Origin of the sequence: Actinosynnema mirum DSM 43827 (genome assembly GCF_000023245.1) — a bacterium.
Taxonomy (GTDB): Bacteria; Actinomycetota; Actinomycetes; order Mycobacteriales; family Pseudonocardiaceae; genus Actinosynnema; species Actinosynnema mirum.
This window is the reverse complement of record NC_013093.1, coordinates 1,438,307-1,456,547: the sequence shown is the minus strand read 5'-3', so window position 1 is coordinate 1,456,547 and position 18,241 is coordinate 1,438,307. Positions and strand designations below refer to the sequence as shown.

Here is an 18,241-nt window from a genome sequence, read left to right as displayed (position 1 = left end):
CACGCCGGTACCCGGCGCCACCACGAGGGGTGTGCCGGGTGCGACGTCAGCCGACTCGGTGCAGCCAGGTCACGGGGGCGCCGTCACCGGCCCTGCGGAACGGCTCCAGCGCGTCGTCCCACGCCGAGCCGAGCAGCTCGTCCACGTTGTGCGCGAACGACTCCCCGCCCCGGCTGCGGGCGGCCAGCGACCTGAGCTGGTCCTCCGAGACCACGATGTCCCCGTTCGCGCTGGTCCGCGCCTGCCAGAGGCCGAGGATCGGCGCGAAGCAGTAGCGGACCCCGTCGACTCCGGGACTCGGGTCCTCGGTCACCTCGAACCTGAGCATCGGCCACGCGCGCAGCGCGGACGCGAGTCTGGCGCCTGTGCCGGCGTCCCCGGTCCAGGCGCATTCGGCGCGCAGTTGCCCCGGCGCCGCGGGTTGCGCAGTCCACTTGAGGTCCACCCGATCGCCGAGTGCGCCAGAGAGAGCCCACTCGACGTGCGGACAGACCGCGGACGGCGACGAGTGGACGTAGACCACGCCACTGGTGCTGCCACGGGTGCTCACAGCTGACCTCCGCTACTCGACGAGGGACGTCTTCCCCTACGACCTCTCGACCACGGAAGATCAGGCGAATTCCCGACCCGGCCATTCTGCCCGCTGCGGGTGCGGTCCGCCAGAAGAACCAGCACAAGCGTCACCCGGCCGTGGTGGATACAGGTCTTTCGACCCTGAAACGCGATCTGCCCCACGGCCCGCCGGTCCGGCCGATCACGGTACGGGGTTGGGCGCGCACGGGGCGCTGATGACACGCCGATCATCACCCGACCCCCGATCGTGGTGCGCGTTCGAGTGATGCCGCTCACTGAACGCCGGAACCCGCGCACCTCGCGGCCCGGTGCACCCCGACGGGGTTACGGTGTCCGATCGTGGTGAACGGGGTGGTCGAGTGCGGTTGATCCGATTGGGGAACCAGCCCTCCAGGGTCGGCGCGGACGTGCGGGCGGCGCTCAGCGCGTGGGGACCCGGCGTCTCGGTGCTGGGCGGCTTCGCCCTGCTGGGCGCGCAGCCGCCGGACTGCCCCCGGCCGCTGGACGCGGTCGTGGTGCTGCCGCGCGGCGTGCTGGTCGTGGTCGGCGTCGACCTGCCGGAGCCCGCGCTGAAGCTGGAGGCCCCGCTGTCGGGCCAGTGGAAGACCGACGGCTGGCCGCTGCGCCACCCGGCGGGCGCGACCAGCCCCGTCCAGGAGGCCCTCGAAGCGGCGCAGGCGGTGGCGCGGCGCATCCAGGACATGCGCGGCGAGCCGCTGCCGGTGACCACGGTCGTCGCGGTCGGCCCGTACGTCGGCCAGGTCGTGCAGCCCAGCGCCGACCTGCACAAGGGCGTCCGGGTGCTGCACCCGAAGCCGACCACGCTGCTGGCCGCCGCGCGCGAGCTGGCCACCAGCGACCGGCCGTGCTCGGCGGAGCACGCGGCCAAGCTCATCGCCGTGCTCGCCCCCGTCGGCACGCCCCCGCAGCGCTCCACGATGCTCACCGAGGGCTTCACCGACGCGAGCGAGGACCTGGCGTCGGCCAGCACGATGCTGCTGCCCAAGGTCCGCCCGCAGGCCGAGCCCACCCGGCCGGGGTGGCTGCCGCTGGCCGCCGCCGGGGTCGGGCTGCTCGCGCTGGTCGGCGTGATCACGGCGGTGACCTCCTCCGGCGACGACCCGCAGGCCGCCGCGCCGAGCACCGCCGCCTCGGCGCAGGCCGGGCCGACCGCCGTCGTGGTGGACGGGCGCAGCTTCGCGCCGCGGGGCAGGGACGGCGGGGCGGAGTGCGCCGGGCACGCGTTCGGCGACGTCCAGGCCTGGCTGGAGGCCAACGGGTGCCGGGAGCTGGCGCGGGCGCAGTACTCGACCGAGGTCGACGGGCGGGCGGCGGCGGTCGCGCTGGCCGAGGTGACGGCGTCGACGTCCGAGGGCGCGGCGGCGCTGCGGGAGGTCGCGGCGCGCGTGGGCAGCGGCGGGGTCGTGCCGCTGGTGAAGGAGCGGGGGGCCTGGGAGGGCGGACCGGCGTCGTTCGACAACTCGGCGATCAGCTCGGTGGCGCGGCGGGACCGGGTGCTGGTGGCGCAGGCGGTGTGGGCGGACGGGGCGTCGGCGGCGGACGACCCGGCGCTGGTCGCGCTGGCCCAGCAGGCGCTCGGGCTGCCCGCGCGGTAGTGGGCGGGCGGTAGCGGGCGGGCGGTGGGGCGGCAGGCCGGTCAGCCGCCGCTGCGGACCAGGCCGACCGCGATCAGGCCGAACGCCACGTGCAGCACGATGACCATGCCCGCGATGGCGCTCAGCAGCTCGGTGCCCGGCCTGCCGACGAGCGCGCCGCAGGAGAACAGCCAGCCGGTCACCGCGACGGCGAAGCCCGCGGCGAGCACGGTGGCGGGGACGTGGGCCAGGCAGAGCAGCGCGTCCTGCCTCGCCCGGTGGAGCGTGTGCGCGACCACCGGGAGCAGCAGGAAGCCGGGCAGGTACGCGGCGGTCGACGGGAGCGCCGGGGAGCTCGGGTCGAAGGTGGTCGCGATGACGTAGGCGCACCACAGCACCGCGGCGGACGCGAGCAGGACGGTTCCCCTGGTCATCTTCCGGAGTGTAGGGCGATCATTTCGGACCAGGAGGACCGTTCGGGGGCGAACGGGCGCACCGGGTCGGAGCTGCAAGCGGTTGTTGACCTGCTCGTGACCGAAACGGGCCCGCGGAAATCAGAAGCGGTGTTGCCGAATTGGCCGGAGCGCGATTTCGCGGTCGGGCGGAACGGCGCCGAAAAACATCGACCGGAAACGCAAAGGTGCATATGCGTTTTTGATGGCGGAAACCGGGAGGCGGTGGCGCGCCGATGTCGGGAAACCGCGCGGAGGGGGCCGGACCGGACCCGGTCCGACCCCCGTCACCACGCGGAGCCACGGCCGCCACTCAGAACCCCGGCCACCGCCCAGGCCCCGCCCGCCGCTCAGAGCCCGTAGGCCTCCAGCAGCCGCAGCCACACCTCGCTGATCGTCGGGTACGCCGGGACCGCGTGCCACAGCCGGTCCACGGTCACCCCGCCCACGATCGCCACGGTCGCCGCGTGCAGCAGCTCCGCCGTGTCCGGCCCGGCGAACGTCACGCCGACCAGCGTCCTGGTCGACTCGTCGACGACCATCCGCGCCTTCCCCCGGTACCCGTCCGCGTGCAGCGACGACCCGGCCACCGCGAGGTCCAGGTCGACCACGCGCACGTCCAGCCCGGCCTCGCGCGCCTGCGCCTCGGTGCGGCCGACGAACGCCACCTCGGGGTCGGTGAACACCACCTGCGGCACGGCGGTGTGGTCGGCGGTCGCGACGGCGGCCGTCCACGGCTGAGGGTCGACCGCGCCGGTGGCGATGGCGGTGCCGACCGCGCGCGCCGCGTACTTGCCCTGGTGGGTGAGCATGGCGCGCCCGGTCACGTCGCCCGCCGCGTACAGCCAGTCGACCCCGCGCACCCGCCCGGCGTCGTCCACCGGCAGCGCCCTGCCCGCCTCGAACCCGAACTCCTCCACGCCGATGCCGGTGGTCGCGGGCTTGCGGCCGGTCGCGACCAGCAGGTGCGCGGCGGTGACGTCGACGCCGTCGCCGGTCAGCCGCACCCCGCCGTCCACCGCCGCCACCGCGCGGGCCCGCGCGCCGGTCACGATCCGCACGCCGTCCTCCCGGAGACCCTCGGCGACCAGGTCGCCCGCGAACGCCTCGAACTTCGGCAGCGGGCGCTCACCGGACAGCACCAGCGTCACCTCGGACCCGAGCCGCGCCCACGCCTGCGCCATCTCCACGCCGACCACGCCGCCGCCCAGCACCACCAGCGACCGGGGAACCTCCTTGGCCGAGGTCGCCTCGCGGGAGGTCCAGTGCGGGGTGGAGTCCAGGCCGTCCAGCGGCGGCAGGCTCACCTCGCTGCCCGTGCACACCACCACCGCGCGGGAGGCGGTGAGCACCCGGCCGTCCACGTCCACCCGCCGCTCCCCCGCCAGCGACCCGCGTCCGCGCACCACCACGATGCCCGCGCCCTCGGCCCAGGACACCTGGCCCGCGTCGTCCCAGTGGGAGGTGAAGGAGTCGCGCCTGGCCAGCACGGCGGCCGGGTCGAGCTTGTCGCCCACCGGCACGCCCGGCACGCGCTTGGCCGCGGCCAGCGCGTGGCCGGGGCGCAGCAGGGCCTTGCTCGGCATACAGGCCCAGTAGGAGCACTCGCCGCCGAGCAGGTCCGCCTCCACCAGCGCGGTGCGCAGCCCGGCGGCGGCGGTCCTCGCGGCGGCGTTCTCGCCCACCGGGCCGCCACCGATCACGATCACGTCGAAGTTGTCACCCGTCACCGGTCCACCCCACACCGGGTGGACCGGCACGACAAGTCAGGTGGGGTCGAAGACGCCGGACAGCATCCGGAGGATCACCCCGTTGGCGGTCCGCAGCACCTGGGGCCGCTCGTCCGGCGCGACCCGCTCGGCCAGCTTGAACAGGGCGTCGGCGGTCTGGGCGACCATCCGGAAGGCCAGCGCGACGGGCGCGTCGCCGCGCACCGGGTAGCGGGTGAGGAACAGCTCGGCCAGGCGCTCGGCCATGAGCTCGTACTGGTCGATGCTGGAGTCGAGGCTGTGCCCGTCGTGCAGGTCGCTGAACCGGACCCGGCCGAAGCCCGGCGCCTCCACCAGCATCCCGAGGTAGATGCCGATGACCTGGCCGACGGCCTCGCGCCAGTCGTCGGAGAGGTTCCCGGCGGAGAAGACGTTCTCGACCTTGCCGAGGTAGTCCTGCATCCCGCGCAGCGCGAGCGCGTGCACGACGGACCGCTTGTCCGGGAAGTACTGGTAGAAGGAGCCGATCGGCACGCCCGCGCGCTCGACGATGCGGGCTGTGGTGATGTCGTCGTAGTCGTGCTCGTTCAGCAGCGACGCGCAGGCGTCCAGAATGGCGGTGACCGTGGCCGCACCGCGCTGCTGAACGGGTTGACGGCGCATCACCTTGGCTAAGCGCTTTACGGCGGGATTGTCATGCACCGGGTCATCTTGGTGGATGCGGACCGCTGAACCCAAACTTCCTACGCGATTGTGACCGAAGGACGTGAACAGGTTTCGCATAGTTGCCGTGGCAATAACCGCGCTTTGCGGTCGGGTCATCGGCGGACGGCGCGCTCACCGGCCCTCGGCCCGCTTTCGGCGGACGGGGTTTCGGCGCGCGGGGTTTTCAGGGGGTGGGCGGAGTCGTCGCCGGGGGCGCGCGGGAGCGGGGCGGTGGCGGCGGGCGCCGCAGGTGTGAACGCCGGGGCGGGGGTGCGGGCGGGCGGGGTGGTCGCGGCGGTCTGCGGGGCGCCCGCGGACGAGGTCGCCGTCGCCGGTCCGGCGGGGCCGAGGACGCTCTCGGCGGCGTCCGCCCGGACCGGGGTGACCGGGGCGCGCGGGCGCGGGGGCCTGGTCACGTACGGGCTCAGCAGGCCCGCCACGGCCAGGCCCGGCGCGACCAGCGGCACCACGGCGGCCAGCGCGAGCGCGGTCGACCCGGCGCGCAGCACGTCGCGCGGGATCAGCGCGACCCGGTCCACCACGAACGCCCGCCTGCCGGGGATCGACAGCACCACCACGACCAGCAGGAACCCGCCGAGCGCGAGCAGCGCGTGGCGGACCGCGCCGTAGCCGACGGACTCGGCGGCCAGCATCACCGCGACCCAGCCGAGCAGCGCCCGCCCCTGCCTGCGCTCGGTGGTGACCGCCCACAGCAGCCCGCCCACGACCGCGAGGAACCCGGTGCGCCCGCCGCACCAGTCGGCCACCGCCTCCAACCAGCCCACCGGGGCGCCCGCCCAGCCGACCGCCGACGCGACCACGTCCAGCGGGCTCGGCCGGTGCAGCACCTGGCCGACCACCCAGGCCAGCGACCACACCGACACCACCGCCGCCGCGACGAGCTGCCTGCGGGGGCGCGCCACGGCGCAGCGGCACAACCGGACGAGTTCCCGCCGATGCTCCCTCACCCGTGCCAGCCTGCCGCCGGTGGTCCTCCCGGACAGCAGGTGTCACCCTGGTGCGCGACCGATGCCGCCCTTCGGGCGATCGGAGATCACCGGCCGTGGTGGGTGCTCCAGCTGGGCAGGCCGCTGAGGTGCTCGTACACCTGGTAGACGCCGCTGTGGTCGGCCTGGTCGAGGCCGAGCGCGCACATCGCGGTGTACAGCTGGGCGACGGTCGCGGTGACCGGCAGCGGCACCCCGGACGCGCGGGCGGTCTCCATGGCGAACCCGAGGTCCTTGAGCTGGTTCGCCGCCGAACCGCCGGGGGTGTAGTCGCCGGTCAGCCACTTCTCCCGCTTGACCTCCAGCGCCCGCCCGCCCGCGAGACCGCCGGAGAGCGCTTCCAGCACCAGCTCGGGGTCGAGGCCGTTCTTGCTGGTCAGGGCGAGGGCCTCGGAGATCGCGGCGAGCGTGGCGGCCACGACGACCTGGTTGCCCGCCTTGGTGAGCTGGCCCGCGCCGAGCGGGCCCATGTGGCGGACGGTGGTGCCGAGCGCGGTCAGGTAGGGGCGCAGCCGCAGCACGTCGTCGGCCTGGCCGCCGACCATGACGCTCAGGGTGCCCGCCTCGGCGCCGACGTCGCCGCCCGACACCGGCGCGTCGACCACCCGCACGCCGAGCGGGGCCAGCTCCGCGCCCAGCTCGCGCACCCCGCCGGGGGACACCGTGCCCATGACGACCAGCAGCGGGTCGGTGGTCCCGGCGCGCCGCCAGCCGTCGAGCAGCCCGGCGCCGGAGGTGGCGGGCCACGGGCTCGCCGAGGGGCCCGCGCCGTTGCCGTTCAGCTCGTGCTCCGGGTCCGCGCCGCCCGACTGCTGCGGGATGCCGGTCCGACCGGGCGGGCCGCCGTGCAGCACCTCGCGCACCTGCGGCAGGTCGGGCAGCACCGTGAGCACGACGGGCAGGGCGGCGTCGGCGGGCGTGGCGGCCGAGGTGGCGCCGAGCGCCCGCGCGGAGCCGTCCTTGCCGGGCGTGCGGTTCCAGACCGTGACCGGGAAGCCGGCGCGCGCGAGGTTCCGGGCGATGGGGAGCCCCATCGCACCCATGCCGAGCACGGACACCGGGTCATGGCGCACCGGGCCAGCCTACGACCGCCCGCCCGATCGGGCCCGGTCAGCGATCACCCCCGAGCCCCGCGCTCACCCGACCGGCGGCCCACCCGCTCACCCGCCCGACCTCCGCCGGGTGGACGGCGGGACGCGGCCCCGAACCGGCCCGCCAGGGCCGCCCACCACCGGCCCACGACCACGAACCCCCCACGCGGGGACTCCCGAGGGCAGGTCCGCGCAGGCCGCAGGCCGCACCGGACCACGAGCGGGCGCGCACGGCCCCCGGTTCACCCGCACCGACGAGCGCGCCCCCCGAAGGTGTCCTGCAGCCGGGTACCACGGCCGGCTACCACGGCCGGGTACCACGGGCGGGCTCCACGGGCACGTCCCGCAGCCAGGCGCCACCGCCGGACTCCACCCGCAGCGGGGGCCCACCACCGGACTCCGCAGGCGCGTCACGCAGACGGTCCCCCAGGGGCGGACTTCACGGCGCATCGCACAGCGGGGCGCCACCGCCGGACTCCACCGAGGCGTCCCGAAGGCCCGTCCCGCGGCCAGGTTCCCCGATCTGGTCGCACCCCGGCCCCGCCGAGGCGGCGCCCCGGTCGTCCGGCGTCCAGCCGTCCCGAGCCGCGCAGGAGCGCGCCGGGGCGGAACCGCAGTGGGGCGGAGTTCGCAGGTCCGGGCGGCGGGTGTGCTCAGCGCGCCTGGCCAACGTGTAGATTAGTCATTCTGCGCGCACGCAGAAGATAACAGGCTAAAACCGAACAGCCTGACAAACCACGCTATCGAGAAATGAGGCACGTTGTCAACCCCGGCCGATGAACTCCGAATCGCGGAAACCGATTCGGAGCAGGAATACGTCTCGATGCTGTACTCCAGGCTGGACGACCTCCGTGAGCAGAGCTCGAAGCGGCTGTCGGGCGCGCTCCGGCAGACCGGCGGCACCCACCAGATGCGGTCCGAGCGGGACACCTCCGTCGCCATGTACTCCGACCAGCTGGCCCAGTACAGCGCGGTGGAGAACGGGTTGTGCTTCGGCAGGCTCGACTTCCACACCGACGACCGCTTCTACATCGGCCGCATCGGGCTGTTCGACGAGGACAAGGAGTACGAGCCGCTGCTGATGGACTGGCGCGCCCCCGCGGCCCGCCCGTTCTACCTGGCCACCGCCGCCGCGCCGGACGGCGTGCGCAGGCGCAGGCACCTGCGGACCAAGCAGCGCAAGGTCGTCGGCTTCGACGACGAGTCGCTCGACATCAACTCGGTCGTCCCCGGCCGCAACGAGGGCCTCACCGGCGAGGCGACGCTGCTGGCCGCGGTCAACGCCAGCCGCACCGGTCAGATGGGCGACATCGTCGCGACCATCCAGGCCGAGCAGGACCGGATCATCCGCACCGAGCTGAACGGCGTCGTGGTCGTCCAGGGCGGCCCCGGCACCGGCAAGACCGCCGTCGCGCTGCACCGCGCCGCGTACCTGCTCTACACGCACCGCCGCCAGCTGGCCAAGCGCGGCGTGCTCGTGGTCGGCCCGAACAGCACGTTCCTGCGCTACATCGGCCAGGTGCTGCCCTCGCTGGGCGAGACCGGCGTGCTGCTGTCCACGGTCGGCGAGCTGTACCCCGGCCTGACCGCGACCGGCCGCGAGCCCACCGAGGCGGCCACCATCAAGGGCAGGCTCGCGATGGCCGACGTGGTCGCGCACGCCGTGCGGGACCGCCAGGAGGCCCCGGCGCTGGTGGAGGTGCCGTTCGAGCAGGACGTGCTCAAGCTCGACCGCAAGGCGATCAGCGCCGCGCGCGGCAGGGCCCGGCGCACCCGCCGCCCGCACAACGAGGCGCGGCGCACGTTCCAGCGCGAGGTGATCACCACCCTGGCGAACCAGGCGGTGGCGCGCCTGGGCAGGCACCTGCTGGACGCGGCCGACGTGGACGACATCCGCCGCGAGCTGCGCGAGGACCCGAAGGTGCAGGCCGCGATCGACCGGCTGTGGCCGGTGCTGACCCCGCAGCGGCTGCTGGAGGAGCTGTACGCGTCGCCGAAGCTGCTGGCCAAGGCCGCGCCGAAGCTCACCCCCGCCGAGCGGGAGCTGCTGCGCCGCGCGCCGGGCGGCGAGTGGACGCCCGCCGACGTGCCGCTGCTGGACGAGGCGGCCGAGCTGCTCGGCGAGGACGACACCGAGGCCAAGGCGCGGGCGGAGCGGCAGCGCAGGCAGGCCGTGGACTACGCGCAGGGCGTGCTGGACATCCTGGACCTGGCCGACGACGCCGACCCGGAGATCCTGATGGCGACCGACCTGGTCGACGCCTACAAGCTGGCCGAGCGGCACGGGGCCGAGCGGTACGAGACGGCGGCGGAGCGCGCGGCGGCCGACCGGACGTGGACGTTCGGGCACGTGATCGTGGACGAGGCGCAGGAGCTGTCGGCGATGGCGTGGCGCACGCTGATGCGGCGCTGCCCGTCGAAGTCGATGACCGTGGTGGGCGACATCGCCCAGACCGGTGACGTGGGCGGGGCGACGTCCTGGTCGGAGGTGCTGTCCCCGTACGTGCTGGACCGCTGGAAGCTGACCGAGCTGACGGTGAACTACCGGACGCCGTCGGAGATCATGGCGGTGGCGGCGGACGTGCTGGCCAGCGTGGACGCCGACCTGGCCCCGCCGACGTCGGTGCGGGACAGCGGGTTCGAGCCGTGGGCGCGGCGGGTCGGGTCGGTCGCGGACGGGCTGGCCGAGGTGGTCGGGGCCGAGTCGGCGGCGATCGGGGACGGCAAGCTCGTGGTGATCGTGCCGTCGGCGCGGCTGGCGGAGCTGCGCGCGGTGGTGCCGGGCGCGACCGACGACCTGGACGCGCAGGTCGTGGTGCTGGGCGTGACGGACACCAAGGGCCTGGAGTTCGACTCGGTGCTCGTGGTGGAGCCGGCGCAGATCCTGGCGGAGTCGCCGCGCGGGGCCAGCGACCTGTACGTGGCGCTGACCCGCGCGACGCAGCGGCTCGGCGTGCTGCACGCCGAGGAGCTGCCCGCGGAGCTGGGCAGGCTCGCGACCGCGTGAGGCGGTCGGGGCGCTGGCGCGCGGTTCAGCGCGCCAGCGCCCAGCCGAGCCCGGCGGCGGCGAGGCCCGCCACGAGGGTGAGGGCGGTGTAGCCGAGGGCCAGCCCCGGCCTGCCGCGCCCGACCAGGGTGATGTTCTCCAGGCTGAACGTGCTGTAGGTGGTCAGGCCGCCGCAGAACCCCGTGCCGAGCAGCGCCCACAGCCACGGCTGGGCGCCGACGAGCAGGCCGAGGGTGAACGAGCCGGTCACGTTCACCGCCAGGGTCGGCCAGGGGAACGCGGTGTCCCAGCGGGAGCGCAGCAGGCGGTCGACCAGGAAGCGCAGCGCCGAGCCGACGGCCGCGCCCGCGAAGACCAGGAGCGGGGTCACGGGGCGCCTCCGGCCGGTCCGCGCAGCCGTCGGGTGAGCGCGAGGCCCAGCGCGGCGGCGGCCAGGCCGGTGAGCGGGGTGAGCAGCAGGTGGGCCAGGTCGGTGGTGCGCACGACGTCGACGGCGTAGCCGGAGAACGTGGTGAACCCGCCGAGCGCCCCGGTGCCGAGCAGCAGCCGCACCTTCGGCCTCGGCCCCGCGGCCATGAGGACGCCGATGAGCAGGCAGCCGAGCGCGTTGACGGCGCAGGTGGTCCACGGCCCGGCCACGAGCTGGCCCGCGCCCCACCGCAGCACCCCGCCGACCCCGCCCCCGAGGGCCACCAGGGCGACCTCGGCGCCGGTGGCGATCGGCGCGGGTCGGGTGGTCACCGGCGCAGGGTAGTTCGCCGCGCCGCTCCCCCGGCGCCCAGGGCCTGGGGCTAGGACGCGCGCAGGTGGTCGACCAGGTGGTCCAGGGCGGTGAGGGCGCGCACGACGTCGGCGCGCTCCTCGGGTTCGAGTCGGTCGAGCGCGCCGCCGATGCGCTTCTCGTGGGCGCCGCGCCAGACCGCGAGCTTGTCGTGCCCGAGCGGGGTCACGGTCAGCTGCGCGACCCTGCGGTCGGTCGGGTCGGCGCGCTTGGCCACCAGGCCGCCCTCGATGAGCTGGCCGACCAGCCCGCTGACCGTGTTGGGGGCCAGCCGCAGCTCGGCGGCCAGGTCGCCCACGCGCGAGGGCGAGCGCTCGGCGAGCGCCATGAGCAGCTCGACCTGGGCCATGGGCAGCGCGTCCCACGGCCACTCCGAGCGGATGCTGGTGCGCAGCGCCCGGCGCAGCCTGGCCACCACGTCCGTGAGCGTGCGTGCCTCGTCCGACATGCGGGAAGGGTAGCGGCGGGCGTTGTGTCCGACCCCGAGGTGAATCCGCTCTGTGGGACGGTCCGAAGGGGGCCGCACGGTCGTGGGGACGCGGGCGGGGACGTCGGGCCCGCCGCGCGCGGGGAAGTCCATTGTGGATGGATGCACGCGCGGAGTTCGCTGCTCCGGCGGGGTTTGGGCCGCGCCGTCCACCCGTGCGGCGGGATCGGGTGATCACCCTGCGCTGCCTTGATAGGCCGATCGGGCAGAAGCGCCCGCGACCCCTGCCACCGGGGCCCCCGCCTTAAGTAGCCTGCGTCGCGTGCGGGCGGCGGAGGTGCGCGGTGACCGAGCGAGCGGGGTGGGTGCCCGCCGGTGTGGACGTCGGCCTGCCGAGCGCGGCGCGGCTGCACGACTTCCTGCTGGGCGGGTCCCGGAACTTCGCCGCGGACCGGGAGCTGGGGGCGCAGCTGCTGGCGGCCGACCCGGACAGCGCGGTGGCGGCGGCGCAGTCCCGCTCGTTCCTGCGCAGGGCGGTGCTGCTGATGGCGGCGAGCGGGATCAGGCAGTTCCTGGACCTGGGTTCCGGCGCGCCCTCGGCCGGCTGGGCGCCTGAGGTGGCGCTGGCCGCCGACCCCGGCGCGCGGGTGGTGTGCGTGGACTTCGAGGACGTCGCGGTGGCGCACGGGCACCTGCGGCTGGACGCGGACCCGAGGGCCTCGGTGGTGCAGGAGGACCTGACCGAGCCGGACGCGGTGCTGGTGTCGGCGCGGGCGACCGGGCTGGTGGACACCTCGGAGCCGCTGGGGCTGCTGGCGGTCGGGGTGCTGCACCACGTCCCGCCGTCCGGCGACCCGGCGCGGGTGCTGGCGGCCTACCGGGACGAGCTGGCGCCGGGCAGCCTGCTGGCGCTCTCGCACGCGACGGGCGAGCTGGCCCCGGAGCGCGTCGAGGCGGCGGTGGCGGTGCTGGGGCGCAGCGCGAACCCGGTGTTCCCGCGCCCTCTCGCCGCGGTCGAGGCGCTGTTCGACGGGTTCGAGCTGCTGGAGCCGGGTGTGGTCGTGCCGCCCGCGTGGCGGCCGGAGCACGGGGCCCGGTTCGAGGACGGCGCCGAGGCGGAGGACCCGGCTCGCGCGGGCGCCTACGCCGGGGTGGGGCGCAAGCGGTGACCGGCCGTGGTCGGCGCGGGTAGCGCGGACCCGGCCGCCGGGCGCCGCGAGCTGGCGCGCGCGTGGGCGCGGGAGCTGAAGGGCGCCGGGCGCGGCCCGATGTCGCCGGTGGAGCTGGAGCGGTTCCTGCTGGAGCTGGTGGAGCTGCTGCTGGACGTGCTGGGAGCGCTTCCGTTCCGGGCGGCGGGCGCGGCCGAGGCGGGGCGGCGGCTGGTCGGGGCGCGGTTCACCGGCGCGGAGGCGCTGCGGCGCACCGTGCTGCTGCTCGGGCGGTCGCTGGCCGAGCACGCGGACCGACCTGGGCCGGACAGCGCGAGATCGGACAGCGCGGGGCCGGGGTTGGCCGAGCGGGTGGTGGCGGTGCTGGCCGAGCTGAGCGCCGGGTTCGCGGAGGCGCTGCGGCTGGACGCGCTGGCGCAGCAGGAGGAGGTCCGCCTGGCGCTGCTGGCCGCGCGGCAGCGGGTGGAGCGGGTGCTGCGGCTGAGCGAGGCCCGGTTCCGGGAAGCGTTCGACTCCTCGGCGCTGGGCATCGCGATCACCGACCTGCGCGGGATGTGCGTGCGCGCCAACGACTCCCTGGCGCGGATGCTGGACGAGCCGAAGGAGGTGCTGGTCGGCCGCAGGCTGGTGGAGCTGTTCCACCCGGACGACGCGGCGCCGCTGGGCGCGGCCTACCGGGCGGTGGCGGTGGGGCGGGTCGACCAGTTCCGGGAGCAGCGCAGGCTCGTGCGGGTGGACGGCGACCCGGTGTGGGTGCACCTGGCGGTGTCGCTGCTGCGCGACGAGGACGGCAGCCCGGCGTTCCACGTGACGATGGCCGAGGACGTCAGCGAGCTGCACCTGCTGCGCCGCAACCTGGACCACCAGCTGCTGCACGACGCGCTCACCGGCCTGTCCAACCGCCAGCACTTCACCACCCGGCTGGAGGTGATGCTGAAGGCGTCGCGGGCCGGGATCACGCTGTACCAGCTGGACCTGGACGCGTTCTCGGTGGTGAACAACGGGCTGGGGCACGCCACCGGCGACCGCGTGCTGGTGGAGGTGGCGCACCGGCTGCGCGGGGTGGTGGAGCGCGAGGAGGCGCTGGTCGCCCGGATCGGCGGGGACGAGTTCGCGCTGGTGGTGGACAACTCGCCGACGACGCCGAGGGTGCCCGCGATGGTGGAGCGGGTGAACGCGGCGCTGGCCGGGCCGCTGGAGTCCGGTGTGGAGCTGTCGGCGGCGATCGGCGTGGTGGACCGCCCGGCGTCGGACTGGCCGGTCGTGGACCTGCTGCGGGCGGCGGACTCGACGGTGCGGCGGGCGAAGTCGCTGGGCACCCGGCAGTGGCTGCCGTACGACCGGGCCGAGGAGGCGCGGTCGCGGGAGCTGCTGGGCCGGGCGGCGCGGCTGCCGCGCGCGCTGGCGGCGGACGAGGTCGAGGTGGAGTACCAGCCGGTGGTGGACCTGGCGACGGGCGAGCGGACCGGGCTGCTGGCGCGGGTGCGCTGGGACGGGCTGGGGCACGAGGAGTGCGCGGAGCTGGCGGAGGTGGGCGGCTCGTCGCCCGCGCTGGGCCTGTGGGCGCTGGAGCGGGCGGCGCGGGAGGCGGCGACCTGGGCGGGCTCGGTGCCGCTGCACGTGGAGCTGTCGCCCGCGCTGACCACGGACCCGGACCTGGTGGCGTCGGTGTCGCGGGTGCTGGCGGAGACCGGGCTGGCGCCGGGCGGGCTGAGGCTGCGGCTGCACACGCGGGCGGCGCTGGTCGCGGAGGACGACAACGCGCAGGTGCTGCGGGACAACGGCGTGACGACCGGTCTGTGGGCGTTCAACGGCGGTCAGGCGGAGCTGTCCCTGGTGGACGCGCTGGAGGTGGACGCGCTGGTGTTCGAGCCCGCCGTGGCGCGCCGGTTGTCCGGGCAGGCGGTGGAGGGGCTGCTGCACCGGGCGATGGACGGGCTGGCGGCGGTGGTGCGGTCGGCCGGGGTGGAGATCGTGGCGCCGTGCGTGGACTCGGCGCAGGACCTGGCGTGGTGGCGGGGCGCGGGCGCGACGAGCGGGTTCGGCGAGCAGTTCGGCGGGCCGGTCGCGGGGCACGAGCTGTGAGCGGGGGCGGCGGGGGTCGGGGTGGCGGGGTCGGGGCTGTGGGGGGTCGGGGCTGCGGGCTGTGACTCACTCCTTCGTGGGGCACTGGTTCGGGCGCTGGCGGGTACCGCGCGCGGGTCGACGGCGCTGACCCACCTTTCCCCTCGCCCAGAAGGATTTTCACGTCCTGGCCGGCTTTCGGCCGGGGCTAGCTTTGGTGCTGTCGCCTGCCAACGCGGGCAGACGACGGGGGAGATTCTCAGGGGGAACGATCGTGCTCACACGGATGAAGATCACTGCTGCGGCGCTGACCGCCGTCGCCGGGGCCGCCCTGGCGACCGCGCCCGCCCAGGCCGATCCCGCGGCGTGGCCGTGCGTCGAGTTCGGCTTCTGCATGTACGCGGGCGCGGCGGGCGAGGGCAGGCGCATCGAGATGCTGGAGGGCGTCTCCGACCTCGGTGCGATCAACGGCGGACTGCTGAACGACAACGTCCGGTCGGTGAAGAACATCAGCGGTGACAGCTGGTGCCTGTACGACTCGCCGGACTACGAGAACGAGATCGCGGTCATCCTCGACGGCATGGCGGAGGCCGTCGACTGGGAGAAGATCGGCTCCAAGGTGACCTCAGCGGAGGCGTGCTGACGGTGCGCGCGGGTGGTCGGCGGCCCCGTCAGAGCAGCGCCCGCGTGGGCGCGTGCCTGACCTCGCCGTCGTGGGTGAGGCAGCAGCCGCCGATCACCTCGTCCGCCAGGTCGGGCGCGATCCGGCCGCCGGAGACCATCATCAGCAGCAGGTTGGCCACGTTGCGGGCGTAGAGCCTGCTGGCGTGCACGGGCATCGTGCTGGGCAGGTTCCTCGCCCCGTGCACGAGCACGTCGCCGACCACGACCTCCTCCCCCGCGACCGAGCAGGCGCAGTTGCCGCCGCTCTCGGCGGCCAGGTCGACCACCACCGATCCGGGCGCCATGGCCTTGAGCATCTCGGCGGTGACCAGCACCGGCGCGCGCCTGCCCGGCACGGCGGCGGTGGTGATGACGACGTCGGAGGCCGCGACCCGGTCGGCGAGCAGCTCCCGCTGCCGCCCCAGGAACTCCTCGGACCGCTCGTCCGCGTAGACCCCGCCCTGCCCCTCCAGGCCCAGCTCCAGGAACCGCGCCCCCAGGCTGCGCACCTCCTCGGCGGCGGCCGAGCGCACGTCGTAGGCCTCCACGACCGCACCGAGCCGCCGGGCGGTGGCGATGGCCTGCAACCCGGCCACCCCGGCCCCGAGCACCAGCACCCGCGCGGGCGGCACGGTCCCGGCGGCGGTGGTGAACATCGGCAGGAACCGGGGCAGCCGCTGGGCGGCCAGCAGCACCGCCCGGTAGCCGGCCACGAGCGCCTGCGAGGACAGCGCGTCGGCGGGCTGGGCGCGGGTGACGCGCGGCAGCAGGTCGAGGCTGAACGCGGTGACGCCGCGCTCGGCGAGCACCCGCACCAGGTCCAGCTCGGCGGCGGGCGGCAGGAAGCTGACGGTGACGTCCCCCGGCCGCAGCCGCCCGGCCTGCTCGACGTCCAGCGGCTGGACGGAGGCGACGACCTCGGCGGACCCCGCCGGGTGCTCGGGGACGACCACGGCCCCCACCGAGCGGTACTCCTCGTCGCGGGTGTGCGCCCCCGCGCCCGCGCCGCTCTGCACCAGCGCGCCGAGCCCCGCGGCGATCAGCGGGGCGACCGTCTCCGGCAGAGCGGCGACGCGGCGTTCGGCGGGCCGCGACTCGGCGGGGATTCCCACTCTCACCCGATCACCGTAGGGCGCGCGCGGTGACCGGGACCACACCCCGGACCGGAACGCGCGTCCGGTTCACCGAACCGGAGCAGCGGGACCCGCGCGGACCGTCAGTGGATCACCGGGCACACCCCGGTCGTGTCACCGGGGAAGAAGTTCGGCAGCAGCTCGTCCTTGGAGTAGTACCGGTGGAAGACGCTGGTCAGCCCGCTCGACATGGGCGGGACGATCCACGTCCAGTCCGCCGGGACCTGCCGCCCCACCGCCTCCTCCTTGGCCACGTGGGTGAGGAACCGGTCCGACTCGGTGTGGTGGTCGGCGATCGTGACCCCGGCCTCCTCGAACGAGTGCAGCACGGCCCGGTTCAGCTCGACCAGCACCCGGTCCTGCCACAGCGTGCGCACCGACGAGGTGTCCAGGCCCATCCGCTTGGCCAGGTACGGCAGCAGGTCGTAGCGGTCCTTGTCGGCGTAGTTGCGGGCGCCGATCTCGGTGCCCATGTACCACCCGTTGAACGGCGAGGCCGGGTAGTCGACCCCGCCGATCCGCAGCCGCATGTTGCTGATGGCGGGCACGGCGTGCCAGCGCAGCCCGAGCGCCCGGAACCAGGGCAGCTCGGGGTGCTTCATCGGCACCTCCAGCACGGCCTCGGGCGGCAGCTCCAGCAGGTGCGGCTCGGCGTCCTCGCGGGAGACGATCAGCGGCAGCACGTCGAACGGCCCCCGGTGCGACGGCGGCTTCCAGCCCATCGCGACGGCCTCGGCGGTGAGCCCCACGTTGCGCCGGTCCCCGAGCACCCCTCCGTCGGCCCCGAGGTACCCGGCGTACCGGATGAGCTGCTCGTTGTGGACGCGCGGACCCGGCCGGTCGGGCTCGTCGGGGGCGAAGACGGTGAGCACGGGCCGGATCCGGCCGCCGTTGCCCGCGAGCTTGAGGTGCTCGACGCACTCGTCGGCGACCGCCTTGGGGTCGCGCAGGTCGCGCAGGTCGCGGACCTTGAGGCTGCGCCAGTAGAGCCTGCCGATGCACCGGGCGCTGTTGCGCCAGGCCACGCGGGCGCCGAAGACCAGCTCCTCGTGGGTGTGCCGGTAGGTGCCGGTGGCGGCGACCTCGGCGTGCACCTCGGCGAGCCGGGCGTCGACGCTGCCCGCCTCGGGGTGCTCCGAGTGGTGCAGGCGGACGAAGTCCTCGGCTTCGGCGAGGTCGACCGACGGCGCGGGGGGCGCGCCGAGCGGCCTGGCCTCTGCCGGGCACAGGGGGACGGAGGTCATGGCGGGACACCGTAGTTGCACTTCCGGGGGCGGTGCACCGCCGTGCCGGGCACTGGGGGGCAACGTCACTGCACAACCACCACCACACCCAGCGCTCTTGATCGCGCGAAAGGGTGACTAGTCCTGGGAAAACGAGTGATATTCGATTGTTGGTAAAGCAATGCAGGTCGCCCGACGGTGATTTAGCTCACGCTCATTGTTTCCACGGTCGAGTGAGCGGCCTACCAAGACCATCTTCCAGGTGACGGCGACACACGTCCAGAGTGATCCGTTCGGTCTAGGAACTCCAGTCCGCGTCGCCCGATCGGGCGTAGGGGTGGGCGGGCGCGTGACCTCGGGGCCGCCGACCGGCCCTCGCGCCGGCGTCGGACGCCCGATCCGGCGGCGCGATCAATGATCATCCGGCGGGCGCGCGGAGCGCATTTCCCCGATCTTTCCCCTAATTCCACGGACTCCCCCTTGCGCTCGCGACGCGGTCGCGCACGGGGCGCGCGGCGGGCCGTGGACCCCGTCACCGGGAATCGGATCGGCGCGGGTCACACGTCCGGCGCAACTTTCTTCACGGTTTCATGAATGTTCTGTAGCTTGCGAAGAGGTCTTCCGATCGCATGGGGAGAGGTC

At 74.9% G+C, this 18,241-nt stretch carries 16 protein-coding genes; 5 read left to right on the top strand and 11 right to left on the bottom strand.

Annotated elements, in window-relative coordinates; genetic code table 11:
* Positions 1 to 46 precede the first annotated feature (46 nt).
* A complete protein-coding gene (locus AMIR_RS06615) occupies positions 47 to 550 on the bottom strand; it encodes a DUF3145 domain-containing protein (RefSeq protein ID WP_015800160.1) in 504 nt (167 codons plus the stop codon).
* A gap of 382 nt (positions 551 to 932) precedes the next feature.
* Between AMIR_RS06615 and AMIR_RS06610 the strand changes: the two genes are divergently transcribed.
* On the top strand, positions 933 to 2,189 hold the full coding sequence (locus tag AMIR_RS06610) for a hypothetical protein (RefSeq protein ID WP_015800159.1): 1,257 nt from the start codon (positions 933 to 935) through the stop codon (positions 2,187 to 2,189).
* Between the two features lie 41 nt (positions 2,190 to 2,230).
* On the opposite strand, the gene AMIR_RS06605 is transcribed toward AMIR_RS06610, so the two are convergent.
* The 5 genes from AMIR_RS06605 to AMIR_RS41540 all read right to left on the bottom strand — a co-directional run bounded on the left by AMIR_RS06605 (position 2,231) and on the right by AMIR_RS41540 (position 7,114).
* Positions 2,231 to 2,602 carry a hypothetical protein gene (locus AMIR_RS06605; RefSeq protein ID WP_015800158.1) on the bottom strand — a complete coding sequence of 124 codons (372 nt, stop codon included), beginning with the start codon at positions 2,600 to 2,602 and terminating at the stop codon, positions 2,231 to 2,233.
* A 368-nt stretch (positions 2,603 to 2,970) separates the two neighbouring features.
* Positions 2,971 to 4,350 carry a dihydrolipoyl dehydrogenase family protein gene (locus AMIR_RS06600; RefSeq protein ID WP_015800157.1) on the bottom strand — a complete coding sequence of 460 codons (1,380 nt, stop codon included), beginning with the start codon at positions 4,348 to 4,350 and terminating at the stop codon, positions 2,971 to 2,973.
* 36 nt (positions 4,351 to 4,386) lie between these two features.
* Positions 4,387 to 4,992 (bottom strand): TetR/AcrR family transcriptional regulator, encoded by a 606-nt coding sequence (locus AMIR_RS06595; RefSeq protein ID WP_015800156.1) that lies wholly within the window; start codon positions 4,990 to 4,992, stop codon positions 4,387 to 4,389.
* A 155-nt stretch (positions 4,993 to 5,147) separates the two neighbouring features.
* The gene (locus AMIR_RS06590) at positions 5,148 to 6,002 is read right to left on the bottom strand and encodes a hypothetical protein (protein WP_143760658.1); all 855 of its coding nucleotides are present in this window, start codon (positions 6,000 to 6,002) and stop codon (positions 5,148 to 5,150) included.
* Positions 6,003 to 6,088: 86 nt separating this feature from the next.
* The gene (locus AMIR_RS41540) at positions 6,089 to 7,114 is read right to left on the bottom strand and encodes an NAD(P)-dependent oxidoreductase (protein WP_015800154.1); all 1,026 of its coding nucleotides are present in this window, start codon (positions 7,112 to 7,114) and stop codon (positions 6,089 to 6,091) included.
* A gap of 778 nt (positions 7,115 to 7,892) precedes the next feature.
* On the opposite strand from AMIR_RS41540, the gene AMIR_RS06580 reads away from it, so the two are divergent.
* On the top strand, positions 7,893 to 10,139 hold the full coding sequence (locus AMIR_RS06580) for a HelD family protein (protein ID WP_015800153.1): 2,247 nt from the start codon (positions 7,893 to 7,895) through the stop codon (positions 10,137 to 10,139).
* Between the two features lie 25 nt (positions 10,140 to 10,164).
* On the opposite strand, the gene AMIR_RS06575 is transcribed toward AMIR_RS06580, so the two are convergent.
* From AMIR_RS06575 to AMIR_RS06565, 3 genes are read right to left on the bottom strand one after another with little or no spacing between them, the layout of a single operon-like run.
* Complete coding sequence (locus tag AMIR_RS06575; RefSeq protein ID WP_015800152.1) at positions 10,165 to 10,509, bottom strand: fluoride efflux transporter FluC; 345 nt, start codon at positions 10,507 to 10,509, stop codon at positions 10,165 to 10,167.
* A complete protein-coding gene (locus tag AMIR_RS06570; protein WP_015800151.1) occupies positions 10,506 to 10,880 on the bottom strand; it encodes a FluC/FEX family fluoride channel in 375 nt (124 codons plus the stop codon). Before AMIR_RS06570 ends, AMIR_RS06575 begins: the two co-directional genes overlap by 4 nt.
* A gap of 50 nt (positions 10,881 to 10,930) precedes the next feature.
* On the bottom strand, positions 10,931 to 11,368 hold the full coding sequence (locus tag AMIR_RS06565; protein ID WP_041836617.1) for a MarR family winged helix-turn-helix transcriptional regulator: 438 nt from the start codon (positions 11,366 to 11,368) through the stop codon (positions 10,931 to 10,933).
* Between the two features lie 323 nt (positions 11,369 to 11,691).
* On the opposite strand from AMIR_RS06565, the gene AMIR_RS06560 reads away from it, so the two are divergent.
* From AMIR_RS06560 to AMIR_RS06550, 3 genes are all read left to right on the top strand, one after another.
* Positions 11,692 to 12,516: an SAM-dependent methyltransferase gene (locus tag AMIR_RS06560; RefSeq protein ID WP_015800149.1), complete on the top strand. Its 825-nt coding sequence runs from the start codon at positions 11,692 to 11,694 to the stop codon at positions 12,514 to 12,516.
* 6 nt (positions 12,517 to 12,522) lie between these two features.
* Complete coding sequence (locus tag AMIR_RS06555; RefSeq protein ID WP_015800148.1) at positions 12,523 to 14,601, top strand: diguanylate cyclase domain-containing protein; 2,079 nt, start codon at positions 12,523 to 12,525, stop codon at positions 14,599 to 14,601.
* Between the two features lie 253 nt (positions 14,602 to 14,854).
* Positions 14,855 to 15,223 carry a peptidase inhibitor family I36 protein gene (locus tag AMIR_RS06550; RefSeq protein ID WP_015800147.1) on the top strand — a complete coding sequence of 123 codons (369 nt, stop codon included), beginning with the start codon at positions 14,855 to 14,857 and terminating at the stop codon, positions 15,221 to 15,223.
* Positions 15,224 to 15,251: 28 nt separating this feature from the next.
* On the opposite strand, the gene AMIR_RS06545 is transcribed toward AMIR_RS06550, so the two are convergent.
* Positions 15,252 to 16,361: an NAD(P) transhydrogenase subunit alpha gene (locus AMIR_RS06545; RefSeq protein ID WP_015800146.1), complete on the bottom strand. Its 1,110-nt coding sequence runs from the start codon at positions 16,359 to 16,361 to the stop codon at positions 15,252 to 15,254.
* A gap of 98 nt (positions 16,362 to 16,459) precedes the next feature.
* Positions 16,460 to 17,620 (bottom strand): nitric oxide synthase oxygenase, encoded by a 1,161-nt coding sequence (locus tag AMIR_RS06540; protein ID WP_015800145.1) that lies wholly within the window; start codon positions 17,618 to 17,620, stop codon positions 16,460 to 16,462.
* Positions 17,621 to 18,241: the final 621 nt, after the last annotated feature.